Source organism: Nostoc sp. ChiQUE02 (assembly GCF_034531305.2).
Classification (GTDB): Bacteria; Cyanobacteriota; Cyanobacteriia; order Cyanobacteriales; family Nostocaceae; genus Nostoc.
Map to the genome: position 1 here is coordinate 1 of NZ_JAVRBN020000026.1, position 22412 is coordinate 22412.

Consider the following 22412-nt stretch of genomic DNA (forward strand, 5'->3'; position numbering starts at 1 on the left):
ACTTGTTAGTTATCCATTTTTCTCTACCCTCTACAAATCATTATTATTTTTCTCTCGTTGTATGAAACCACCCTGCCTGCTGGCTTCCCTTGGCAAGGGGGGTAAAATATATTGCAGCTTCACAAAGAAACAATATAAAGCTCAAAGTCATGTAAATCTAAGTATTCTTTCCAAGACTGGAAATACAAAAGTTTGTAACTCAGTGAGGTACAGAACTTAGGCCTCAAAACCAAATATACAGCCTGTTGGATTGACTCTTGGAACTTCTGAGCAAAAGAAGTCAGAAGCTCCAGAGTTATCTGTAAAATGTGGTGTATCTCAAAGAGTTTTCCTACAGTTCTACAAAATACAAAGAACTGAGATATTCAAAGCAATAGAGACAGCTATCGCAGCAAAAGCTATCAAACAGGCAATGTTTCCTTTACAAGGTTGTGGATAATTACTGATCAAAATAGTCAGAATATGAGCTAGTCTTGAAGTTTTCAGCATTCTCACCCTTATTCCAATAAATAAGAATATGTTATTTAAACGCTTGTAGTGTCATTTTTAATTAATTATGCCTACCCAGTCAGTTTTGGGTGTGGAAAAAAATTACAAATCAGTCATTAAGCTTCCGCGTTCCTTAACTGCTATTGAAACTTTTGGCTTTGGTTTGTCTGGCTTACTTTCATGGTTTACCTCTGCACCATTCATAACTTCTGGGCTAGGAATGCAAGCCTTGTTTGTGTGGATACCAGCAACCATCATAGGTGTAATGCTGTGCTTTCAGGTGCAAGCTTTGGGTAGGCAATGGCCAGATGTGTCAGGAGGAACACCTAATTACACAAGCAGACTGCTGAAAAATTTTCCGCTTTTAGGACGCTACGCAGCACTAGGATATTTTGTTGGTTGGGTTTCATTTCCCATCAACGGCATCATTCTTACAGAATTGATCAAAGTTCAGCTTGAACCTTGGGGCATTCATTGTCCAGAGATGGTGATGAAAATTGGTTTCACACTACTTCTATTCAGTATCGCGTTTAGTGGTACACGCGCCTTGGCGATTCTGCATTTATGTTTCATTATTCCAGCAGTAGGATTAGTGCTTCTGTTTTCTGTTCAAGGTATAGGCTGGTTAGCGTTTTCGCCAAAAAGTCCTGGTTTGCTTCCTGACAGTTTGCCTAGTTTTTCGGCTGTTGAATGGCCGAAGTGGTTTTTCTTCGCCGTTTATGCTGTTTATAGTGTTGAAACAGGTGCGGCGTTTGTGGCGGATAGTCAAAAACCCAGTCAAACTTTACGCTTATTATCAGTAGCTGGTTATTTGATCGCTATCATTTCTCTGTGTGGCTCTTGGGTGCTGATACGTTTAGCCAGTAACCCAGAGTTAGAAGGCGATCTGTTTAAGACTTTTGTTGCAGCTTCACCTTTTTGGGGTCAGGCAGCTTCATTAATTGTAACGTTATTGATTTGCTCTAGTTGTCTTCTTGGTGCTGCTGTCGGGGTAGCGAATACTCCTCGTATTTTGTACCAATTGGCTTTAGACGGGTATATGTCTCCAGTCTTTACAGTTGTTTCCCGCCAAGGTGTATTGCAACCTAGCTTAATATTTGCCTTTATATTCAGTTTGTTTTATTTACTTTCGGGCGATCTTAATAATTTAGTCATAACTATCACTATTAGCTATTTATTATGTATTATCACATTCCACTTTGGGCTATGGTTGAACCGTGGACAGCCTGGAATACGATGGCCTTGGTTATCCTTAGGCTTTTGTTTTGTAGAGCTAGTAGCTCTAGTAGTTGGTGGTTTAGCGTGGAGGTGGCAAAACTTAGCTGCTGGGCTACTGTTACCTGTGATAGTTTTGTTAGCTGATGCGGCTATCCAGCGAATTCCCTTTGCACCTTTCCATCTGCGATGGTGGGTACAACGCCGACAGTCATACAGTACCCAGATTAAAGATTTTGTCGGGTTTCAGGTAGGAATTTTAGTGGCATTAATTTGTAGTACTGCCACTATTACCTGGATCGTTAAGGAGCAGTTGGAAAAGCTTCCTAATGGTGCAGATAAAAATCTTTTTTTCATTCTGCTGATGGTAATCTCATTTATGGCAGTAGCGATCGCTTGCTGGACTACTTTACCACAAATCGCATCGATTGCCGAAGCCCGCGAAGTGGCTGAAAGTCGCTTTATTACTGCTTTAGATACTGTTCTAGATACAGTTTTAGTGCTTGATGAAAATGGCGTAATCACTCAAGCTAACTCGGCTGCTGAAGCATTATTAGGAACAGATGTTAATCAATTGCTTGGACTTCATCTTGATGAGTTTTTGCCAGAATTAGGTGATGCGCCTACTTATTGGCAAAGCAGAAGTGAGCAAATCTTACAAAAATCCCGACAAGATAAGCAAATCATTGAAACAACGATTTCACACAAAATCAATCACCAGCGCCAAGAATATATTGTTTTTTTAAGGGATATTAGCGATCGCAAGCAAGTAGAAGAAGCATTACGCTATTCTGAAGCAACTTTGCGCCAGCAAGCGGCTGAACTGGAAAAAACTTTACAAGATTTACAGCATACGCAAGGACAGTTAATTCAAACTGAGAAAATGTCTAGCCTCGGTCAACTTGTTGCTGGTGTGGCACACGAAATCAATAATCCCGTTAACTTTATCCACGGTAACCTCACTCATATTGATAACTACACCCAGGATCTAATTAGTTTACTCGAGCTTTATCAGGACATTTATCCAGACCCGGTACCAGAAATTCAAAATTTGATCGCAGAAGTTGAACTTGATTATCTAATAGAAGATATGCCCAAAACTCTTTCTTCTATGAAAGTCGGCACTGAGCGCATCCGCGAAATTGTGCTTACCTTACGCAACTTCTCTCGGCTGGACGAAGCAGAGATGAAACCTGTCAACATTCATGAGGGAATAGATAGCACACTGTTAATTTTGCATAATCGTTTGAAGACAAAATCAGAACATCCCGCGATTGAGATTCACAAAGAATATGGAGAGTTACCAGCCGTAGAATGTTATGCCGGTCAACTAAACCAAGTATTTATGAACATTCTTAGTAATGCTATTGATGCATTAGACAAGTACAACGACGAAAGAACAGTAGCAGAAATCAAAAACTACCCTAGTATGATTATCATTTGTACTAAAGTAGTAAATTCTGATTGGATAGCTATCTCTATTCAAGATAATGGCCCTGGAATGAGCGCAACTGTGAAACAGAAGTTATTCGATCCTTTCTTCACTACAAAACCCGTGGGACAAGGCACGGGTTTGGGATTATCTATCAGCTACCAAATTGTAGTGGATAAACACGGTGGTAAGATGGAGTGTATTTCTGAGCCGGGACAAGGGGCAAAGTTTTGCATTCAAATCCCGATTAAACCAGTGTATGTTGCTAAGATAGGCAACACCAGCACTCTTTAATCTGCTTTGCTAAGAAAATAACTCTTTTTCACTTGCAATAGAGAAAAATCTGAAATCTTTAATTGAAACAACTTTATTTCATTGTTAATTAATGAAATTTGTTTTCAATCTGAAGTTCAAAATTCTCATGCGAGCAGACTTCCAAAAATCATAACTATTTTTTCTTGGCACGGTACAAGAGGAATAACCTAAACCTTATACACCACCCATTGAAGCTTCTTGTATTCTACAGGTGAAAACTTCTCTTTGAAGTTAAACAATCCACTTGTTTCCGAGCCACCTAAATTTAAATACCGATATCCTGCTTTTTGGAGAAGCCGACAGCATTCCACAATCAAGTACTCAGAAAGGTTAGGAAATTCTTGATGCAGGGTAATACTAGCATAAAGTCCCACTGTATCATCACTCACAGGCTCCATAGCAAAGAAAGCCGCAGCCTTACCGCCAATCCGAATCAACTGCGAGAAGTACATTTTGCCGTTGTTGCCTAATGGCGGATAATGAATAATATTGTCGTAGTCTGAGGTCTGGGAGATGTGCAACTGCTTGATATCTAAATAGTCAAAGAACTTATTGACGATATCATGTGCCTCAGCAGCATTCTCTTCGCATAGAAACTCAGATGTAGTTTGATCTCCAAACTTAGAGCAGAAGTAGCGATAGTTGGTCTTGAGACCACTGCGTTGATGCACCTTTAGCTTTTCCAAAACAGCATTGACATCAAGGATTTGTTCAGCAAAGGTATCATCTTCTTCCATAGCTTGGGCGTGCCAGGGATAATCCTCGATTGGTGAAAAGCCAATGCCCAGAAGGCGATCGCGTTCTTCCATCGTTAACTTTTTCACGAACACAGGAACGCCACTTAGCTCTAATAAATGCCGACATAGACGCAGTAAGCTCTCTGGATCAAATTCTCCCATCGGATTGACAACATGGAAGTGCCAGTTACCTCCAAGTGAGAAGCGGTTACCAATACCGATACCAGCCAGCATCCGACCATCAAAGTACTTCAGTCCGAGGCGATCTGGCCCGAGTCCATTAGCTGCTTGGCAGACATAATAAAAGCTGTTACCGTAAGTCTGCGTTTTATCTAATAAGCGAAAATCTCGAAAAAGCTGTCGATCTTTGGCGCTGATATAGCTAACCCGACCGCCAAATCGTTTGATTGTCCGTTCAGCCAGGAGATCCTTTACTTCTAGTGTGTTGCTTTCAGTAGTTGGAATCTCTGCCTGTTCCCACATACAGAGAAATTGTTTGCGCTGTGCATCAGCAAAGGCAAAATCTTGCACTACTAATACCTGAGCCGGAGAACCCCAAAGAATTGTGGCGACCTTATCGCCGTAGACACAAATAGTAGTGGGATTGAAGAAATGCTCTGGAATCCAACGATGTTGGGATTTGGAGGCTTTAAGGGTGAAAGCATCACCAAATCGGGTAAGCACTCGCGTTTCAATCCCTTGATCTACCAGTTGCCGCCAGCGGGAAACAATATTGTCTGGATCGAACTCCATGAAACGACGCTCATCGACACCACTAAAGTAAACTTCACCCCCTGTATTACCAAGGGTTTGGTGAATATCATCAAGCACAGCCTGCACCACATTATTCCCTTCAAGGGTAGACATTACAGAAGGCTGATTTTGTAGTTTTGCCTGGATAGGTAACACTCCGGTCATAGGTAAAGTTCTCCTTCCTTTTAGTTAGTACGTTTCTTGAGCGAATAAATCACCCAACATGGATGCTCCAGTTCACTCACCCAGGTAAAGGGTTCGTTCCCTTGAGCAAGAGGTCGTTGCGCTTGAATGACCTCAAACCCCGCCTGCTCAAACGCAATTCGGTAGTCTCGATCCGTCCAGTAGTAGTCATATAAAACTATCTCTGTTCCCCGAATTGAGACTCGAACTCTTTCCCCTGACTGAAGGCTATGATTCTCTGGAAAATCATTTTGAAACGACAGCCAATCATGGGAGTAATATTCCTCTGAACAAGTCACGACGATCGCCATGCCATCATTTTTTAATAAGCGATCGCACTCTCTGAGTGTTTCTATCATCTGAGGAATGGAGGAATATTCGAGCAGGACAAAACTTTGAAAAATCAGATTGAAGTAAGCATCTGCAAAAGGCAACGGCAATGCATCAATCAAATAGTATGTTCCAGTTGGATCAATTTGACGAGCTTGGGCTAACATTTGGGCATTGATATCAACACCAATGGCATCCCATCCCAAGGATTTGAGAAACCGAGTTGATCGCCCTGCTCCACACCCAAAATCTAGAGCTAGTAGACCGGAATCAGGGTTTTGAATGCGTTGGGGAATATCGGCGAACGCAAGATAATACGTGTCTTCAATTCCTAAATTAGAATACTGTTCTGAAAATCTTTGGTATGCATGGGTCTGCTCATGTGCAATTTTAATAACAGACACAAAAATATCTCCGAAATATTTGAAACTTAGTAAAAGCTAGCAAATCTTAAATTTACATAAAGAATAAGTAACTTGTGTAGTGCTTGAAATATTAAACGATAATACCAAAAAAATATTGCAGAAAGTTAATTATTATTTATATTAGCTAGAATTTTATTAAGAATTATTGAGATATTAGTTAGTAATACACTGAAATATTAAATAATTTGTAAAGCTTCTGAGCTTTTTGAGAATAAGGTGTTCGGGTAGCATCCATGCAAAAAGTTATGTTAATAACCTGTTAACTGACTGTATTAGTTCTATATAAAGACAAGAATGCGAAGTATCTCTTGGGATACTTCGCATTTATATGCTAAAAAGACAGCTTAATTACAGCAGTTTGCAAGTTAATGATCTACAGTTTTTAAACTCAAGAACCAGATATCAAGCAAATTTTCCTTCTCACTCTTATAACTTCTGGTCGTCATACTTCTTCATAACAGAAGACATTGGTGTTAGCAAAGCCTCTCTTAGAGAAGCCATTAGTAAAATCCGCTACTCAGAGTGTTCTTGATTCTGCTGTAATTATCGTCTTAGGCTGCAACTTTTTCCTCAAATGGTTTAAAGGTTTTTTTGCTAGCACCGCAAATGGGACATTCCCAATCATCAGGGATTTCTTCAAAAGGTGTACCAGGTGCAATTCCCGAATCAGGATCGCCAGCAACGGGATCGTAAATCATGCTGCATTGTCTGCAAATCCATTTCCGAGTTTTGGGATCTTCACCTGCAACTCTGGTTGCTGTTTGTCCTCCATTTAATACTTCTAAGGCTTCAGCATAGCGATCGGCGTGGTAATTTTCGATGAATTTTAACAAGCCAAAACGATGTGCAGCTTCCCGAAATGTGTTGGCATGATCGGTAGATTCTTTAACTTGTTTGAGAAATTCTTCAGCCGCAGGATTGTCGCGGTCGCGTTGAGCATCGGCGGCAAACTCTGGATACATTGTGGTATATTCGTATGTTTCACCTTCAATTGCCAAAGATAAACAGCGTGATATAATTTCCCGCTTTTGTTCATCAGTTAAAGCACCTGCATCTTCTACCACAAGTTCTGGATGCAGCAATTTAAAATGTGCAAAAGCGTGTTCAGTTTCTTGGTCTGCTGTTTCTTTAAAAAGTTTCGCCAAGTCTGTAAACCCAAGTTGACGCGCCACATCCGCAAAAAACAGATACTTGCGATTTGCCATCGATTCACCACCGAAAGCAGCTTCTAAGTTTTGAAGTGTAGTAAAGTTGGACAAATCCATAATTTTTAGAGTGACAGTGAAGTGATATTTAGTACGGAAACACAGACTCGACAATCAAAAACACAAGCCGTTATTTGTATAAGTTATGAATGGTTTATACAAACTTTTTCAGCCCATATTTAGCAACCCGTTTCGTTTTGTTAGCTGCTCTTGGATAATTATATTCCAGTAAAAAACTCGACGCTTTTACCAAAAAGCTCGAATGAATGGATGTAGGAGGCTAATCTTTACCAACCCTAACAGGATTAGTAATGCTCAGGTTATTGGCTGAGGTTTTGCAACGGCGAATATCGCGTTCATGACGAGAGCTTTGATTAGCTCACGCGATTCCACCGTTTACACGAATATTTTGCCCAGTGATCCACCTGGCTTCATCGCTAGCGAGAAATGCTACTACATCGGCGATTTCTTGCACATCTCCCAGTTTATTAAAAGCAGCCATTTGGGCTAAATGGTCTATCTGTTCTTGTGTTTTGCCTTCTCGAAACAGTTCTGTATCGGTGGGCCCAGGAGAAATAACATTAACTGCGATCGCTTTTGCACCCAATTCTTTAGCTAGTACCCGCGTGATTTGTTCAACAGCACCCTTGGTTCCTACATAGGCACTATAAGTTGGCAGCATCATCACCGTGGTTGATGAGGAAAAGTTGATAATCCGTCCCCCTTCTGCCATGTGTTGCGCGGCTTGTTGACAAGTAAAAAAAGTGCCTTTGACGTTAATGGCAAAAATCTTGTCGAAATCTTCTTCACTCACCTGAGTAATTGGTTTATAGAAGGCGATTCCGGCATTGTTGACCAAAATATCGACTTTACCGAAGCGTTCAAGAGTTTGCTCAAATAACCGTTGGATGTCGGGTAATTTGCTAATATCAGCTTGGACGGCAACTGCCTGTACTCCCAACTTTTCAATTTCTGCAACAACTTCTTGTGCTTTGCCTGCATTACCCGCATAGTTGACAACAATAGATGCGCCGTTACCAGCTAATTTTAGTGCGATCGCTCGTCCAATTCCCCGTGATGCACCAGTGATAATTGCAACTTTTCCGGCTATTGATGACATAGATTAATCTAGTTTTCTTTTGGTTAACCAAAGTGATTATCTGCTGTTAAAGTACTGTATCAAGGTTAAATTTAGCGATCGTTGTCATTAGTCACTTGTACTGAGCGACTCGTGCCGAGGTAAGCCGAAGTATTGGTCATTAGTCATTAGTCATTAGTTATTTCTTCCCTTCTCCCCTGCTCCCTCTGCCTCCCCTGCTCCCTCTGCCTCCCCCATTCCCCTTAATTAAGACTCTGGAACGATCGCAACGCCATCCCTAAGATTGAGCAACCCTGAGATAATAACTTTATCTTCTGGCTGTAATCCTTCAATAACTTGGTAATTATTGTCTTTTATTTCGCCTAGCTTCACTCGCTTTTGCCGAGCTACTTGTTGGGATACACCTTGGGGAGATGTTTCTGTTTCAACTACATAAACAAAAGTGTCCCCACCGATACGAGTCATTGCTGTTGTGGGGATTAAAATTCCAGGGCGCTGATTCCAGAACAGTCTAGCCCTTACCAATTGATCTGCACGCAACTGACCGTTAGGATTATCAAAAAGTGCTTTGATCAGTATCCCTTGTGTTTCATTACTAGCAGTAGGTGCAATGAAAAATACTCTACTTCTACCAAGCTTCTGACCTTGTGTATTCATTACCTCCACTGGCATTCCCTTACGCAATTGAGGCCCTTGCTGTAATGGCACAGAGATGTTGACTTCTAAAGGTCGATTTTGCGTGATATTAACTAATTGTGTGGAAGTATTAACTAAATCACCGACTTTCACAGCAATGTTGCCAACTGTGCCACTAAAGGGAGCAGTAATTTTGTCGTACTGGAGGTTCCCTTGTTGTTTTGGAATATTTACATTAGCTTGCTGCAAGCTTTTTTCAGCCTGTAATATATTGGCTCGTTGTGCTTGAATCCTAGAATCAATTGCATCAAGGCTTGTCTTAGCATTGGCGAGCCTATCAGCAAACTGATTGCGAGTTTGTCGAGACACGGCTCCTTCCTCAGCTAGGGTGACAAACTTTTCGTAGTTCTGCTGGTACAATTGCACATTCGCAACGTAGGATGGTCGTTGTGCTTCCAGAGATTTGAGTGTAGCGCGGGCATTTTCCAGTTGCACTAAAAATCCTTGAGGCACAGCATTGCTTCCACTGACACCTGCTTGTGAGGTAGGATCTACTTGGAGAATTGCCGCTCCTGGTGCGACTGGATCTCCCGATTTGACAAATATCTGAGTAACTTGGCCCTGAATCCTCGGCTGGAGCGTGACTGAGCGCTGGGACTTTAGGCTAGCAATAAAATCTGAACTTTCCTCAATTATGCCGCTTTGTACTGTCGATATTTTGACTCTTACCCCTTGAGGTTGAGTATTAGCAGTTGAAGGTGCTGAATTTTGCGGAGTGAGCAAACGCCAAACTAGAGTTGTTCCGCCCCCTAACAATAGTAGTGCTGCTAAGAATAACCAAAGCCACCGCCGTTTTCCAGAAGGTGGCTCAAATGAGGTTTGTGGAGCTTTTTCTCCAAAATCAGTTTGAGGTTCAGGGGATGTCATGGCTTATGAGGAACTTAAGGAACAAATTAACTAGAATTCAATCAATATTTCATCTGTTGATATTGAAATTACTGATTTAGCATGAGGTTTTGTGGCAAATTATGTGTTATCCCATCCAAATATACTGTTTTGATGATTCTGTCTAAATCTACCGAAAGGTCAGGGTTCTCTAGTTGAGTGCCAAGCCCTAGCTTTTAGCTATGAGCTTGGAGGATACTTTACCTGACCAGACTAATAGTTTAGAGCAAGAGTTAAAGACCCACTTCAGGATGCTTGCTAGTCCTGAACCCTGGAACTAGGCGATTAAACAGACTTATAGAAAATAAATCAGTGTCGCTTGGATAGTACGGACTCTAAACAATGTCGCAGCTAACTTTACCCGGAATGAGTATGCAGCAATGCAAAATTATGTATTCGTTATCGACCAAAACAAACAGCCTCTCAATCCAATTAGTGCAGCACGAGCAAGGGAATTGTTGACAAAACAGAAAGCTGCTGTCTTCAAAATGTACCCCTTTTGTATAAAAGGATGGCTATAGTTATGGGTTTTAATATTTGGATGGCGAATAAATTCGCCTGCCCCTTGCCCCCATGTCTAAAGCCATTAGCTCTCCACGGAGCGAGGACTTTGGTGATGAGGATTTGCGGCCCAGGATTACCCAAGATGGTGAATTTTTTCCAGAATGGGAAAAAATTTAAATGTTGCTCAGGTACGAAGTGAAATTGACTTTAAGCGAGTCACTTTTGCTTATCGTGTGAGAAATCCGGGTTTTGTTCAACTCACTGTAATAACTGTTCCCACACTCTCATTCGCCAATCTATCCACCGCACACACGGCATAGGTCCCCGCTTGTTGGACAGTAGCGAAGGTTGTGCCAGCAGACAAAATTCGCTGAATTGTCCAAGTATCGCCAGTTTGGCGATAAAGTGTCCAGGAACGAACTGGCTGATTATCACCAGGCTGCCAACTGAGTTTGCGGTTATTAACTTGTAGTTCAATGGGTGGAGAGGGTGGTGTTGTATCCTGCCAAGACAAAGTTGGAGGTAGCGCAGGTTTGTTATAAAGCAGACTTTGGAATTTATCAGCAATGCCCTGACTATTTTCCGTCAAAACACCGATATTAAAGAAGATATTCCCCAGTGACAACTGTCCAGCTTGACTGCGACTAATTTTCACTTGCTTTTCAATCTCATCACTCTCCCGACTTTTATTGCTTGGTTCTGTCAGATTGTTACCAGCGTAAACGTGTCTTTGCTTTGTATTTACCTGTGTCCACCACTTTAGCAACGCCGAATAACTTTGTTGAGGTTGGTCTGTGCGCCAGTAAAGTTGAGGAGCAATATAATCAATCCAGCCTTGTTCTAGCCATTTCTTCGAGTCGGCATACAGCACGTTGTAAGCATCTAACCCAGTAATACCAGTGGGTTGTCCAGGGCGATAAATTCCAAAGGGACTAATACCAAATTTAACGTCGGGTTTGGTTGCTTTAATTCCCTGCCAGAGGCGCTGTACCATTTTGTTAACATTGTCCCGTCGCCAGTCGCTAAGGCTGAGTGTACCACCGGCCGCTTTATATGCAGCATAAGTTTTGTCATCGGGGAAAGGTTGTCCCTCGATGGGATATGGATAGAAATAATCATCTAAGTGAATGCCATCAATATCGTAGCGCTTCACTACGTCGATAATTACGTTATAAGCTCTGTCCTGAACTATTTTCACGCCTGGGTCCATCCAGCGTTGAGTTTTCCATAAATAAACGCTTTCTGGATTAGTAACTGCTATGTGGGGACGAACTGTTTTGGCTGGGTCTGTGGAAGTGCTAGCGCGGTAGGGGTTGAACCAAGCATGAAGTTCAATATTGCGCTTGTGACATTCTGCGATCGCAAACGCTAAAGGATCGTAAAATGGTTCTGGTGTTTTCCCCTGAGTTCCTGTAATCCAAGCACTCCAAGGCTCTAATTGAGATTCATATAAAGCGTCTCCTTCCGGTCGCACCTGGAAGATGAGAGCATTGAAGTTTAGCGCCTGTAATTTACTAATAATCTCGCTGAGTTCAGCTTTTTGTTGGGCAACAGAAAGTCCCGCCTTGGAAGGCCAATTACTATTCCACACAGATGCTACCCACGCCCCCCGGAACTCCCGGCTATGATTTACCTTAACGCTACCGACAGGTGTGGGTGTGGGTATGGGTGTCGGTATAGGTATGGGTATAGGCGTTGGTGTCGGCGTTGGTGTCGGTGTTGGTGTTGGCGTTGGTATTGGCGGCTGCACTAGGTAACTAGAGGAAATTTTTTCTGCCTCACCTAAATACACCAAAGCTTGATAAATAATCGCTGCCACATCTGCACGGGTGGCTGCAAGATTGGGATTGAGTAATTTCACATTTGGGAAACTAACCACTAATCCAGCGCTAGTGGCAATAGCTACCTGATTTTTGCCATACCCAGGAATCTGAACAGAATCTTGATAAATTTGTGGGAGTTGTGAGAGGAGGTCAGGTTTTACTTTGGTGGCAATTTCTAAGCCTGCTACCAGGGAAACTAAAACTTCTACTCTAGTAATTCGGTTAGCGGAACGGAAACTTTTGTCAGGAAACCCGCTAATAAATGCTTTTTCGTAAGCTGTTTGAATGGCGGTGGCTGCCCAATAGCTAGTGGATACATCAACAAAGGGGACATACTGCCGCTTCTTGGAAACTGTGGGAAATGCCTTGGCGATGATGGCGGCAAATTCAGCGCGGGTGAGTGAGTTATCGGGGCGATAGGTGCCATTTGGCAACCCACTGACAATACCACGTTGGGCTAAGGCTGTAATAAATAAGCGTGCCCAATGGTTTTGAATATCCGAGAAGGGAGTAGCAATAGATACCATTGTTAATTGCAGCTAGCTGGCCTGGATTTTGATTTCCTTTGTTAATTTAGCAACTTGAAGGCGATCACTGCTGCAATGTCTTAGTAAACTGTCACTACTCAAGTTTGAACATTGAAAAGAGGCAGAGGGGCAGGGAGCAGAGGAGAGGAATTTTCCCCCTGCTCCCTGCTCCCTGCTCCCTGCTCCCCTGCTTCTTCCCCATTCCTTATCTACTAAGTAGGATTTGCAGCTTCATTAGTAGGATTCAAGGTAGAACGCGCATTCAATGACAGCATTATGCGTGAAATGCCAGTGAAAATAATGCTAACACCAACTAGTGTGCCAAGAAGCCAGGGCGCATTAAAGGGCCACTGGAACCAAATCATTGCGCCTAAGACCAGCGTAATAATCCCATCACCTAGTATCCACGTCCAGTTATCTTGGGGACGTAACCGGAATGCCAGAATTAACTCGAATGTGCCTTCAGCCAGTAAAAAGCTGCCAAGCAACAGAGTTAGTGTGAGAATACCCGTAAAAGGATAAACAAACAGCATTATACCCGTTGCAATATAGAGTCCGCTCAATAGAAGTTTCCAAATAAAACCTCCTTGGTGGCGGGTTTGAGTGGCATAAACTAGTTTTGTAAATCCGGCGAAAATCAAAATCACCGCAATCCAAGTTTCGGCGAATAAGGTGGTGAAATTAGGCGCTGCGATCGCAATCACCCCTAAAATACTCAGGAGAACACCACTGATCAGTGACCCATTAACATCCTTCTTAATATCTCTAGAAACATCGGTTGTCATACAAATCTTTTCCCTATTTTTAGACTAAACTCTACATTTAGGTTAGGGAATTTCTAAGTAACAGGGTATGAACCCTAAGATAGACTCATCAGTAGTAACTTCAGTGCGATCGTGACTAAAACTCACGACTATTGCACGACTATTGAGAGACTAAACCAATCATCCGATAACGTAACCCTTATAAGAGTTCTGCAAGATTGCTTAGGCGTTCATAAACAGGAATGAGACGATCTCCTTCAAGTTCAACAGAAGTATTTGGGTAATTCTGAATGGCTCCAAGCAGTGTAACTTCACCATTTTGTTGAATAGATGCACCTAAAGCGCTTCGCAGCGCCTGCTGATTTAGTTCTCCTGCGGGAGGGTGAACTACTTCACCAATTTGGTTAACCAAAACTGGCCCAGCCCAGCTAGATAGTAAGCTATTTAAAAAGGCAGGATCGGCTTTTATCGAAGCTTTAAGTGCCTTACGAGCTACTGCGGGGTCTTGTTGCGCCGCCTGTAAATAAGCTCTTAATGTCGGGGTAGTCTTGCCAGTTTCTGTAAACTGAGTTAATTCTTGAACAGATACTTGCCCCTGAAAAGTACCATACTTTAAAACAACTTGCTCGGCAGCATTAGCATTAGTACTTGAGAGGAGAACAATAGCACCTAGTCCTAAAGCTACTGTTTGAGTGAGTAACTTAGTAAATTTCCTATTGTTTAATCGATTGAAAAATTGAGTAATCTGCATTTTGTCGAACTTTCTAATAGTGCGGAGCGTACATAGGCACAAAATGCCCAAGCGTTATATTATTTCACGAAATTCCTGCTACAGATACATGATTAGGGGCGCATACCTGTACGCCCCTACAGCCAATTTGTTGCAAAGATTTTTGGAAATGGTGTTATTAAACCTTTTCGTTATGCGAAGCTAATGAGGTAGTATTGGCTTATCTTCGTCTAAGGTTGGTGCTGGTATACCCAAATGCTTTCTTGCAGATTCTTCAGCTAGCTTTCGGTCTTGATCGTTATCAAACTGACTCTCATCTAACAAATGAGGGTTTTTTGCCGCTTCATCTCGGCTTGGCCGATAGCCATTTTTCCACCTGTACTTCCAGTCCATAATTTGAAAGGCAGATATACTGCAATTTGATTTCCTAGTTCTTCATAGTAGGTGCTTAATGGAAAATGACACTCCTGCTATAGGTTGAAGAGGCTCATTCAGAGGGTACAAATTTAAAATAATTTTTGAGTAATAATACTCTATTGGTCAGGATTGGCTAGATTAGGACACTGGGAAAAAGTTATGAATGAGACATCGCAAGTATGATAACTATGGTGATTATTGGCGATCGCTACTGGGTGTCATATAAAATTTTACACTTGCAGAATTTGTTTGATTTTATATTTTTATTAAAAAACCGATATGATCAATATTATTTTAGATATTGCTGAAAGATAAAAGAAGACAATTATGCTTAAAGAACAAATAACACAAGAACTAGACAAATTACCTGAACCTCTGTTACAGGAAATTTTAGATTTTGTTCAGTTTTTACAAGCCAAGTACCAGAAAGATAAAGTTTTAGAAATCACAATTATGAGTGAATCATCACTGCAAAAAGATTGGTTAAGTCCAGAGGAAGATGAAGCATGGCAGGATTTGTAAAAGGAGATATTGTTATTGTTCCATTTCCATTTTCGGACTTAACCCAAACAAAACGCAGACCTGCTTTAGTTATTGCTACTCTTCAGGGAGATGACCTGATTCTTTGCCAAATTACTAGCCAATCTGTTGGCGATATCTATGCTATTAAACTGGATAAGAGTGATTTTAGCTCTGGTCGTTTAAATCAGCCAAGTAATATCAGACCAAATCGGATTTTTACTGCTGATAAACAAATTTTTTTATATCAAGCAGGTCAAATAAAATCTGAAAACTTAACAGAGGTAATTCATAAAATTATTGAAATTATATAGTAGTGTAATAAGCAGAATTGATTAGATTCTGATTGTTACCAACAATCTATTAATCCCCGTTCAAAAAACATCAACTTTATCTACTTTTTCCCAAGGAAGTTCCATATCTATCCTGCCTACATGACCATAAGCAGCAAGTTTCCTGTAGAAACCACCTTTAGTTAATGAAGGCAAATGTCTCAAGTTAAACTGTTTAATAATGCCTGCAAGCCGAAAATCAAAATGCTTTTCTAGAAGAGTCGTGATTTCTTCATCAGAAATTTTGCCTGTACCAAAAGTTTCGACTTGGACACTAACAGGTCTGGAAAGCCCTATAGAATAACTTAATTGTACTTCACATTCATCAGCCAGTTTTGCCGCTACGATATTTTTAGCTGCATAACGAGCAATGTATGCTCCCACTCTATCAATCCTAATTGGATCTTTGCCGCTCAAAGCTGAACCGCTATGTTTAGAATATTCGCCATAAGTATCTATGGCATTTTTTCTGCCGGTTAACCCAGAATGAGCCGCCGGGCCTCCTCGAATAAATGGCCCATCTGGATTGATAAATATTCTGGTTTGTTCATCTGGTTTAATATCTTCATCTTGAAACACAGGAGTAATCACAGTTTCTCGAATATCATCCTGTAATTGCTTAAACTCCGGTTTTGATGGTTTATTTTGACTGGCAATAACTGTAATGCTGTGGATTCTATAAGGATGGCAATTTTTATATTCAACTCCTACCTGAGTTTTGCCATCAGGAGTAAGATATGGAAGTATTTGTTTACGTCTCACTTCACTAATTTGTCTAGCAAGTTTGTGCGCTAACCATATTGGTAATGGCATGAGAATAGATGTTTGATTGCAGGCGAATCCAAAAACTGTTGCTTGATTATTAACAGTGATTTGTTCTATCTCTTCGTCAGATAAACTATTTTCATGAAATAAATGGTGTTTACCAAATGGTAATTCTCTAAGACTCGTTAAAATACTACAGGTTTTACCATTAAATTCTTTATGCTCATAACCTACTTGCTCGATCACCTGTCTTGCTATATTAGTAAAATCTACATTTATGTTCGGTTCAAATCTAGCAGCAAGAAAAACGATACCTGTAGATACTGCACATTCTGTAATTACTCTAGAGTATGGATCTTGCTGTAAAAAACGATCGACGATCGCATCACTGATTTGATCGCAAAGTTTATCAGGATGTCCCTCTGTAACTGATTCTGATGTAAACATGAAGTCTTTTTTCATAATTTACCTCGCTGATTCAGATACAAATAATTTATCTGTGTTAGTCTGTGCTTTTATATCTGGAAGCTCATCTTTTTCCAAAAATGTATAATACTTTGTTATTTCATTCACCAACAAGGGCAACAAAGCACTACCTGTAATCACAGCACCATCCACAATATTTAGTGGCGTAATTTTCAAAAGACTCCTCAATGGGGGAATAGTTATAGCCAAAAGTTGTATGCCAAAAGAGCCTACAATTGCAGCATTTAAGTAAGGATTATTAGGCAGCTTTTCTTGACTAAATATGCTGTGTTTTTCTGAACGACAGCTAATTGTATGTAGCAATTGCCCGCTAGTTAGACTTATAAAGGCAACGGTGCTTGCTTGGGGACCAATGCCATATCTGAGGATGGCGTAACCATAGGCTGCTAAGGTACTGAGGGATAGTGTTGCTGATTCAAAGGCAATTCTGCCAAAGTCGGAATTCTTGATAATTGGTTCGTCAGGGTTGCGGGGTGGCTGACTCAAAACCTCCGGTTCTGGTGCTTCCATTGCTAAGGATAGACCGGGGAAAATGTCAGTTACCAAATTCAACCAGAGGAGTTGGATGGCATTTAAGGGTTCGCCTAGACCAAGTGCAGTGGCGGTGGTCATCACTATGATTTCGCTGAGGTTTGTGGCTAACAGGAAATGTACAGATTTTCTAATGTTGTTGTAAATTGTCCGTCCCCGGCTGACAGCAATCATCATGGTTTCTAGCCTGTCATCTTCCAAAACGATATCTGCAACCTCACGCGCCACATCGGTTCCGCTTTTGCCCATTGCTACACCCACTTGTGCTGCTTTGAGTGCTGGTGCATCGTTAATACCATCGCCGGTCATGGCAACTACTTTTCCGGCTGCTTGTAAAGCCTGGACGATTTGCAGTTTATTGCTGGGACTGATGCGGGCAAAAACATCTACTTTGTCGCTGAGTGCGATCAATGCCTCTGGAGTGAGATTATTCAGGTTAGTAGAATCGAGAATTTCTAATTGGGGATATCGATTCAATTCTAATTCTTTGGCGATCGCATAGGCGGTTGGGCTTTGATCGCCGGTAATCATCACTGTATCAATTCCCGCCTCATGGAAGTCACCAATCAATTCTTTGGCACCTTTTCTAATGGGGTCAGCCATCCCCACAAGACCCAGCCAAATCAGGTCTGATTCATAATTATTCCCGTTTTTAGTTTCATCGATATAGCTGTAAGCTACACCCAGTACCCGCAGCGCTTTCCCCGCCATGCGATCGTTTTCAATGGCGATCGCTTGCCTATCTTCCTCTGTTAAAGGCACTACTTGACCGTCTCTCATCCATTTTTGGCATATCTGCACAACTTCAGCGGGGTTACCTTTAACAGCAACTAATTGATGGCGATCGGGAGTCTGATGAATTGTACTCATGATGTTACGATTTTCCGATCGCAGGTTGGTTTGCAGCAGAGGATATTTTTGTCTGAGTTCAATGACATCCACCCCAGCGCTAATTGCCATGTAAATTAAAGCGTTTTCTGTTGCCGAACCTGTGACAATATATTCACCATCACCCTCTAGACTAACTTGACTTTCATTGCAGAGAACCGATACATGAATCAGCTTTAACAGTTCATCGCAGGTGTAGGGGTTAATATTTTCTTCATCGGCGATAAATTTACCATCAGATACTCTAATGTGTTTGGTCTTTGCATATATCTCCACCACGGACATTTTGTTTTCTGTAAGTGTCCCGGTTTTATCCATGCAAATCGTCTGTACAGAACCCAAAGCTTCCACCGCACTTAGACTGCGAACGAGGACGTTATTCTTCCTCATATCTCGGATGCCTAAGGCCAAGGTTGTGGTGGCGATGGTCGGCAATCCTTCTGGAACCGCAGCCACCGCTAAGGATATGGATGATTTGAGCATCTGTACTAAACCATATCCTCGTAGTACTCCCATAGCAAAGACCAGGCCGCAGATTCCCATGCCGATTAAAACCAGTTGACTACCCACTTCATCTAGTTGTCTTGCTAGGGGAGTCTGGATTGCTGTTGCCTCACCAACCATTTGCTGAATCTTGCCCATTTCGGTAAATTTGGCTGTGGACACAACCGCAGCCAGTCCTTGACCACCTGTAATCAAAGTCCCCTTGTAAATCATGTTCAGGCGATCGCCTAAGGGAATATCTTCTCCAATCAAAGATGCAGTAATTTTGGTAACGGGAATACTTTCTCCCGTCAAGGCAGACTCATCACTACTTAGGTTATCTGCTTCGATAAGTCGGGCATCTGCTGCTACATAACTACCAGGTTTGAGAAATAAAATATCTCCTAATACTACATTTTCTGTAGGGATTTCTATCTGTTTACCATCTCTAATTACCCAAGTTGATGTTTGTTCTTGACTTTTAAGAGAATGAATGATTTTTTCTGATTGGCTTTCTGTAGCATAACCAATGACCGCATTCAAACCAACAACACCTATAATCACTACAGCATCAATGACTCCACCTGTGAGAATAGAAATCCCGGCGGCGACACCCAGTAAAGCCACTGGGAGAGATTTGAACTGGTCAATTAAGATGCTCAGATCGGAACGAGTTGCTGCTTGGGCTAGAACATTCGGGCCATATTTACTAAGGTTTTCTGCGGCAGATTCACTGGATAATCCTGATATTTTTGAGGTATTTAATACATCTACGACACTATTTGCTGTCATTAAATGCCACTTTTGGATTTTTTGCTCCTCGGCATTATCAATTATTTTATTAAAGGATTTTTTACTCGTTCCTAATTTTTCTGGTTGAAAGCTTTCGCTCTTTTCGTGATAATGTAATAATATTTTTTCAATTAAAGAGCCAATTTGCTTGTGGTTCTTATCTCTATTGTAATTAACCAGAATATTGCTGGTTAATGGGTTAGCAGAGACATAAGTTATTCCTGCTTGTTTTGAGAGCGATCGCTCCAAATATTTTTTCAGAGATGGCGAACGATAGAGTTCATTTACTTTGTATCTGGCTCTCCCCTCGATACTGGTATGTATTGCTTGAACCACAGCAATTCTGGCTCCTATAATTCCCCTATACAAATATATTTAGATTAATATTATCTCTTGCAAAAAATAACTTAAGTCTTTGAAATAAATCCTAATCTACTACCACAGGATAAGGTCTTAATCTTTTGATAAATTTTGTAGCTTTGATTCACTCATGTTGTTAAGTTTTACAAAGGTATCAAAGGCATACCAGGCTAACGTGTACCAGGGAATTTCTTCTAGTTCTAGTCCTTTATCTATCAATTGGTGGATGGCAAGCGCTCCTAATCCCAGAGGTACTAGCAACCGCAAATCTACAACGCCGTTGCTCATCTGCCCGACATCAGCATTCAAGTCAGACATCACATTTATTAAATCTTTAGCAACCTCAGATTTGCTATCGGTTAAATAAGTTTGGACATTACTAAAATTAACTTCTTCTCGCTGCTTATTAATTAAATCGGCATTGACTTCTGCTGTTATATTTTCAACAACCTCTATCGCTTCTGCAACTGCTTCCTTACATCTTTCAGATAGAGTAATTCCTTGTTTAATAGCGGTTTGGACTATCGGTTGCTTCACTGCTATTGCAATAGGAATAATTACAGGCGCAAAAATTATTGCACTGATGCTCTCAATAATTTCAGGTAGATTAACTTCTTGCAAGTTTGATGTAGATGCCATCTAAAAATTCCCTCCAAAAATTAAGAAAATTAGTTCTGCAATAGATGCTCATGAACAGTACTCACAACGCAGGCTGAAAGTAGACTTACAAGATATCTATAACTATAAGCGTAGTCAATAGCTAGATTCATCACTCTAAAGTTACAGAGGCAGTTGGAATTTAGTACGAAAGCTCTAGAATTTATGTCTAAATAAATAAATAAGCGTAAAATTCCCGTTGCTATGCTTATAAGTTTTGCAGACCCAGAACAGTCGCTCTCAAACAATATCTCTATAGATATAACTAAAAGAGCTAATTTGAGGATAATTCCATCTGTAGGCTCACGCAATTGAAAGAAAAAACGTTAATACTTAAAATTAACTTCACCAGTCTTAAAGTTGGTTGTAATCAAAAATTACATCCGAGAAAAAGCAAATAGAGAAACAAAGTACAAACAATGGCAACTTCTACAGACCGCGATCAACAGATTCAAAAGCTGCGTGAATTAATTAAAGATATTGATTATGGGATGTTTACCACAGTCGATGATGATGGCAGTTTGCATAGTTATCCCATGTCAAAGAGTGGTGAGATTAACTCTGATAGCATACTCTGGTTCTTTACATACGCTGGTTCCCATAAAGTGACTGAAGTAGAACACCATGAGCAAGTCAATGTTAGTTTCTCGTCAGCCGAACAGCAGCGATACGTTTCGATCTCAGGTACTGCACAACTTGTGAAAGACCGCAACAAGATGCGAGAACTATGGAAGCCGGAACTTCAAACCTGGTTTCCTAAAGGATTGGACGAACGTGATATTGCTTTGCTTAAGGTGAATATTAACCAGGTTAATTATTGGGATAGTGCATCGAGTTTTAAACCACAAACAATTAATTTCTAGGCATCAATACGCCTTGAAGACGTGTAATTTTTGGACTAAATTGGCAAAAATTAACTATTTTTAATTACAAAAAGTCAATGGCAGATCAAAACAATAATGAAGCCGCTAAAAAGCATCTTCCTTTAGAGGTGAAGCGGCGACATTTTTTAAAAGGAATAGGCTTTATCGGTGCAGGTGCAGGGGCAATCTTTGCTGACCAAATCCTCAATGTTAATTCGGAAGTAGAAGCGGCAGAGGTTCCAGCATCATCTGCAACTCCAACGAACAGCACAAACACTGGTGAAATTCCTCTCCGTCCACTGGGAAAAACAGGGGTGAAAGTGTCAGCGATCGCACTTGGAGGTGCAACTTTAGGGCAAGCAAAGAGCAAGGAAGAGGCAATTCGCATCACCCACGAAGCCATTGACAACGGCATCACCTTCATGGATAACGCTTGGGAGTATAACAAGCATCGGAGTGAAGAGTGGATGGGAGAGGCGTTGCAAGGGCGACGAGACAAGGTTTTTTTGATGACGAAGGTTTGCACCCACGGACGCGATCGCAAAGTGGCAATGCAGCAACTTGAAGAATCTCTGCGTCGTCTCAAAACCGACCATCTCGACTTGTGGCAAATCCACGAAGTTGTTTACGACAACGATCCAGAAAGAATTTTTCGTGCCAACGGTGCAATTGAAGCTCTGGCTCAGGCGAAAAAAGAGGGTAAAGTCAGATTCGTTGGCTTTACGGGTCACAAAGACCCCGCTATTCATCTAAAAATGCTCTCCTACAATTACCCATTTGATACAGTGCAAATGCCGCTTAATTGTTTTGATGCCACCTTCCGCAGTTTTGAGCGGCAGGTGTTACCAGAACTCAACAAACGGGGAATAGGGGTTATTGGCATGAAAAGTCTTAGTGGGAATGCTGATGCAGTAAAAAAAGGTGTAGTGACTCCCCAGGAAGCCATCCGCTATGCCATGAGTTTACCGATCGCGACACTCGTCAGTGGTATTGATTCACTAGAAGTACTGCGGCAAAATTTAGCGATCGCCCGTGGCTTTCAACCGATGCAGGCAAAAGAAATGCAAGCGTTGCGCGATCGCTGCGCCCAATATGCTGCCGATGGGCGTTTTGAACTCTTCAAAACCTCCAAGCAGTTTGATGCTGATGAAGGCAGAATCCAACATGGCTTTCCACCTCAAAGCCAAGTGCAGACATAAGGGGAAGC

The 22412-nt window shown here is 41.4% G+C and carries 18 protein-coding genes; 6 read left to right on the forward strand and 12 right to left on the reverse strand.

Going from position 1 to position 22412, the window contains the following annotated elements; translation table 11 throughout:
* The first annotated feature begins 556 nt into the window (after positions 1–556).
* Positions 557–3430, forward strand: a complete 2874-nt coding sequence (locus tag RM347_RS23555) for an ATP-binding protein (RefSeq protein WP_322716869.1) — start codon at positions 557–559, stop codon at positions 3428–3430.
* 188 nt (positions 3431–3618) lie between these two features.
* Here RM347_RS23555 and RM347_RS23560 read toward each other — a convergent pair whose 3' ends face one another.
* The 5 genes from RM347_RS23560 to RM347_RS23580 form a co-directional block, all read right to left on the reverse strand.
* Positions 3619–5106 carry a hypothetical protein gene (locus RM347_RS23560; RefSeq protein WP_322716868.1) on the reverse strand — a complete coding sequence of 496 codons (1488 nt, stop codon included), beginning with the start codon at positions 5104–5106 and terminating at the stop codon, positions 3619–3621.
* Between the two features lie 20 nt (positions 5107–5126).
* On the reverse strand, positions 5127–5858 hold the full coding sequence (locus RM347_RS23565) for a class I SAM-dependent methyltransferase (RefSeq protein ID WP_322716867.1): 732 nt from the start codon (positions 5856–5858) through the stop codon (positions 5127–5129).
* Positions 5859–6430: 572 nt separating this feature from the next.
* Positions 6431–7144: a rubrerythrin family protein gene (locus tag RM347_RS23570; RefSeq protein WP_322716866.1), complete on the reverse strand. Its 714-nt coding sequence runs from the start codon at positions 7142–7144 to the stop codon at positions 6431–6433.
* Between the two features lie 319 nt (positions 7145–7463).
* Entirely contained in the window at positions 7464–8204 is a 741-nt protein-coding gene (locus RM347_RS23575; protein WP_322716865.1) for an SDR family oxidoreductase, read from the reverse strand.
* 225 nt (positions 8205–8429) lie between these two features.
* Entirely contained in the window at positions 8430–9746 is a 1317-nt protein-coding gene (locus RM347_RS23580) for an efflux RND transporter periplasmic adaptor subunit (protein WP_322716864.1), read from the reverse strand.
* A gap of 398 nt (positions 9747–10144) precedes the next feature.
* Here RM347_RS23580 and RM347_RS23585 point away from each other — a divergent pair, with 398 nt between their 5' ends.
* Positions 10145–10285: an RRXRR domain-containing protein gene (locus tag RM347_RS23585; protein ID WP_322716863.1), complete on the forward strand. Its 141-nt coding sequence runs from the start codon at positions 10145–10147 to the stop codon at positions 10283–10285.
* A 236-nt stretch (positions 10286–10521) separates the two neighbouring features.
* On the opposite strand, the gene RM347_RS23590 is transcribed toward RM347_RS23585, so the two are convergent.
* From RM347_RS23590 to RM347_RS23605, 4 genes are all read right to left on the reverse strand, one after another.
* Positions 10522–12618 (reverse strand): glycoside hydrolase family 10 protein, encoded by a 2097-nt coding sequence (locus tag RM347_RS23590; protein ID WP_322716862.1) that lies wholly within the window; start codon positions 12616–12618, stop codon positions 10522–10524.
* Between the two features lie 212 nt (positions 12619–12830).
* On the reverse strand, positions 12831–13403 hold the full coding sequence (locus tag RM347_RS23595) for an HdeD family acid-resistance protein (protein WP_322716861.1): 573 nt from the start codon (positions 13401–13403) through the stop codon (positions 12831–12833).
* A 178-nt stretch (positions 13404–13581) separates the two neighbouring features.
* Complete coding sequence (locus tag RM347_RS23600; protein ID WP_322716860.1) at positions 13582–14133, reverse strand: alpha/beta hydrolase; 552 nt, start codon at positions 14131–14133, stop codon at positions 13582–13584.
* 180 nt (positions 14134–14313) lie between these two features.
* Positions 14314–14505 carry a bromodomain-containing protein gene (locus tag RM347_RS23605; protein WP_322716859.1) on the reverse strand — a complete coding sequence of 64 codons (192 nt, stop codon included), beginning with the start codon at positions 14503–14505 and terminating at the stop codon, positions 14314–14316.
* Positions 14506–14856: 351 nt separating this feature from the next.
* On the opposite strand from RM347_RS23605, the gene RM347_RS23610 reads away from it, so the two are divergent.
* Positions 14857–15051, forward strand: a complete 195-nt coding sequence (locus tag RM347_RS23610) for a DUF2281 domain-containing protein (protein WP_322716858.1) — start codon at positions 14857–14859, stop codon at positions 15049–15051.
* Positions 15036–15362 (forward strand): type II toxin-antitoxin system PemK/MazF family toxin, encoded by a 327-nt coding sequence (locus tag RM347_RS23615; RefSeq protein ID WP_322716857.1) that lies wholly within the window; start codon positions 15036–15038, stop codon positions 15360–15362. Before RM347_RS23610 ends, RM347_RS23615 begins: the two co-directional genes overlap by 16 nt.
* Positions 15363–15422: 60 nt before the next feature.
* On the opposite strand, the gene metK is transcribed toward RM347_RS23615, so the two are convergent.
* The 3 genes from metK to RM347_RS23630 all read right to left on the reverse strand — a co-directional run bounded on the left by metK (position 15423) and on the right by RM347_RS23630 (position 20324).
* A complete protein-coding gene (gene metK / locus RM347_RS23620; RefSeq protein WP_322716856.1) occupies positions 15423–16607 on the reverse strand; it encodes a methionine adenosyltransferase in 1185 nt (394 codons plus the stop codon).
* Between the two features lie 3 nt (positions 16608–16610).
* On the reverse strand, positions 16611–19661 hold the full coding sequence (locus RM347_RS23625; RefSeq protein WP_322716855.1) for a cation-translocating P-type ATPase: 3051 nt from the start codon (positions 19659–19661) through the stop codon (positions 16611–16613).
* A 117-nt stretch (positions 19662–19778) separates the two neighbouring features.
* Positions 19779–20324 carry a DUF5132 domain-containing protein gene (locus RM347_RS23630; RefSeq protein WP_322716854.1) on the reverse strand — a complete coding sequence of 182 codons (546 nt, stop codon included), beginning with the start codon at positions 20322–20324 and terminating at the stop codon, positions 19779–19781.
* Positions 20325–20761: 437 nt separating this feature from the next.
* Between RM347_RS23630 and RM347_RS23635 the strand changes: the two genes are divergently transcribed.
* Entirely contained in the window at positions 20762–21205 is a 444-nt protein-coding gene (locus RM347_RS23635; RefSeq protein ID WP_322716853.1) for a pyridoxamine 5'-phosphate oxidase family protein, read from the forward strand.
* A 77-nt stretch (positions 21206–21282) separates the two neighbouring features.
* Positions 21283–22404 (forward strand): aldo/keto reductase, encoded by a 1122-nt coding sequence (locus RM347_RS23640; RefSeq protein WP_322716852.1) that lies wholly within the window; start codon positions 21283–21285, stop codon positions 22402–22404.
* Positions 22405–22412: the final 8 nt, after the last annotated feature.

Excerpts from the sequence above, each read along its gene's own strand:
- RM347_RS23555 (WP_322716869.1), top strand. The coding sequence starts at position 557 with ATGCCTACCCAGTCAGTTTTGGGTGTGGAAAAAAATTACAAATCAGTC.
- RM347_RS23560 (WP_322716868.1), bottom strand. The coding sequence starts at position 5,106 with ATGACCGGAGTGTTACCTATCCAGGCAAAACTACAAAATCAGCCTTCT.
- RM347_RS23570 (WP_322716866.1), bottom strand. The coding sequence starts at position 7,144 with ATGGATTTGTCCAACTTTACTACACTTCAAAACTTAGAAGCTGCTTTC.
- RM347_RS23575 (WP_322716865.1), bottom strand. The coding sequence starts at position 8,204 with ATGTCATCAATAGCCGGAAAAGTTGCAATTATCACTGGTGCATCACGG.
- RM347_RS23580 (WP_322716864.1), bottom strand. The coding sequence starts at position 9,746 with ATGACATCCCCTGAACCTCAAACTGATTTTGGAGAAAAAGCTCCACAA.
- RM347_RS23585 (WP_322716863.1), top strand. The coding sequence starts at position 10,145 with ATGCAAAATTATGTATTCGTTATCGACCAAAACAAACAGCCTCTCAAT.
- RM347_RS23590 (WP_322716862.1), bottom strand. The coding sequence starts at position 12,618 with ATGGTATCTATTGCTACTCCCTTCTCGGATATTCAAAACCATTGGGCA.
- RM347_RS23595 (WP_322716861.1), bottom strand. The coding sequence starts at position 13,403 with ATGACAACCGATGTTTCTAGAGATATTAAGAAGGATGTTAATGGGTCA.
- RM347_RS23600 (WP_322716860.1), bottom strand. The coding sequence starts at position 14,133 with ATGCAGATTACTCAATTTTTCAATCGATTAAACAATAGGAAATTTACT.
- RM347_RS23605 (WP_322716859.1), bottom strand. The coding sequence starts at position 14,505 with ATGGACTGGAAGTACAGGTGGAAAAATGGCTATCGGCCAAGCCGAGAT.
- RM347_RS23610 (WP_322716858.1), top strand. The coding sequence starts at position 14,857 with ATGCTTAAAGAACAAATAACACAAGAACTAGACAAATTACCTGAACCT.
- RM347_RS23615 (WP_322716857.1), top strand. The coding sequence starts at position 15,036 with ATGGCAGGATTTGTAAAAGGAGATATTGTTATTGTTCCATTTCCATTT.
- metK (WP_322716856.1), bottom strand. The coding sequence starts at position 16,607 with ATGAAAAAAGACTTCATGTTTACATCAGAATCAGTTACAGAGGGACAT.
- RM347_RS23630 (WP_322716854.1), bottom strand. The coding sequence starts at position 20,324 with ATGGCATCTACATCAAACTTGCAAGAAGTTAATCTACCTGAAATTATT.
- RM347_RS23635 (WP_322716853.1), top strand. The coding sequence starts at position 20,762 with ATGGCAACTTCTACAGACCGCGATCAACAGATTCAAAAGCTGCGTGAA.
- RM347_RS23640 (WP_322716852.1), top strand. The coding sequence starts at position 21,283 with ATGGCAGATCAAAACAATAATGAAGCCGCTAAAAAGCATCTTCCTTTA.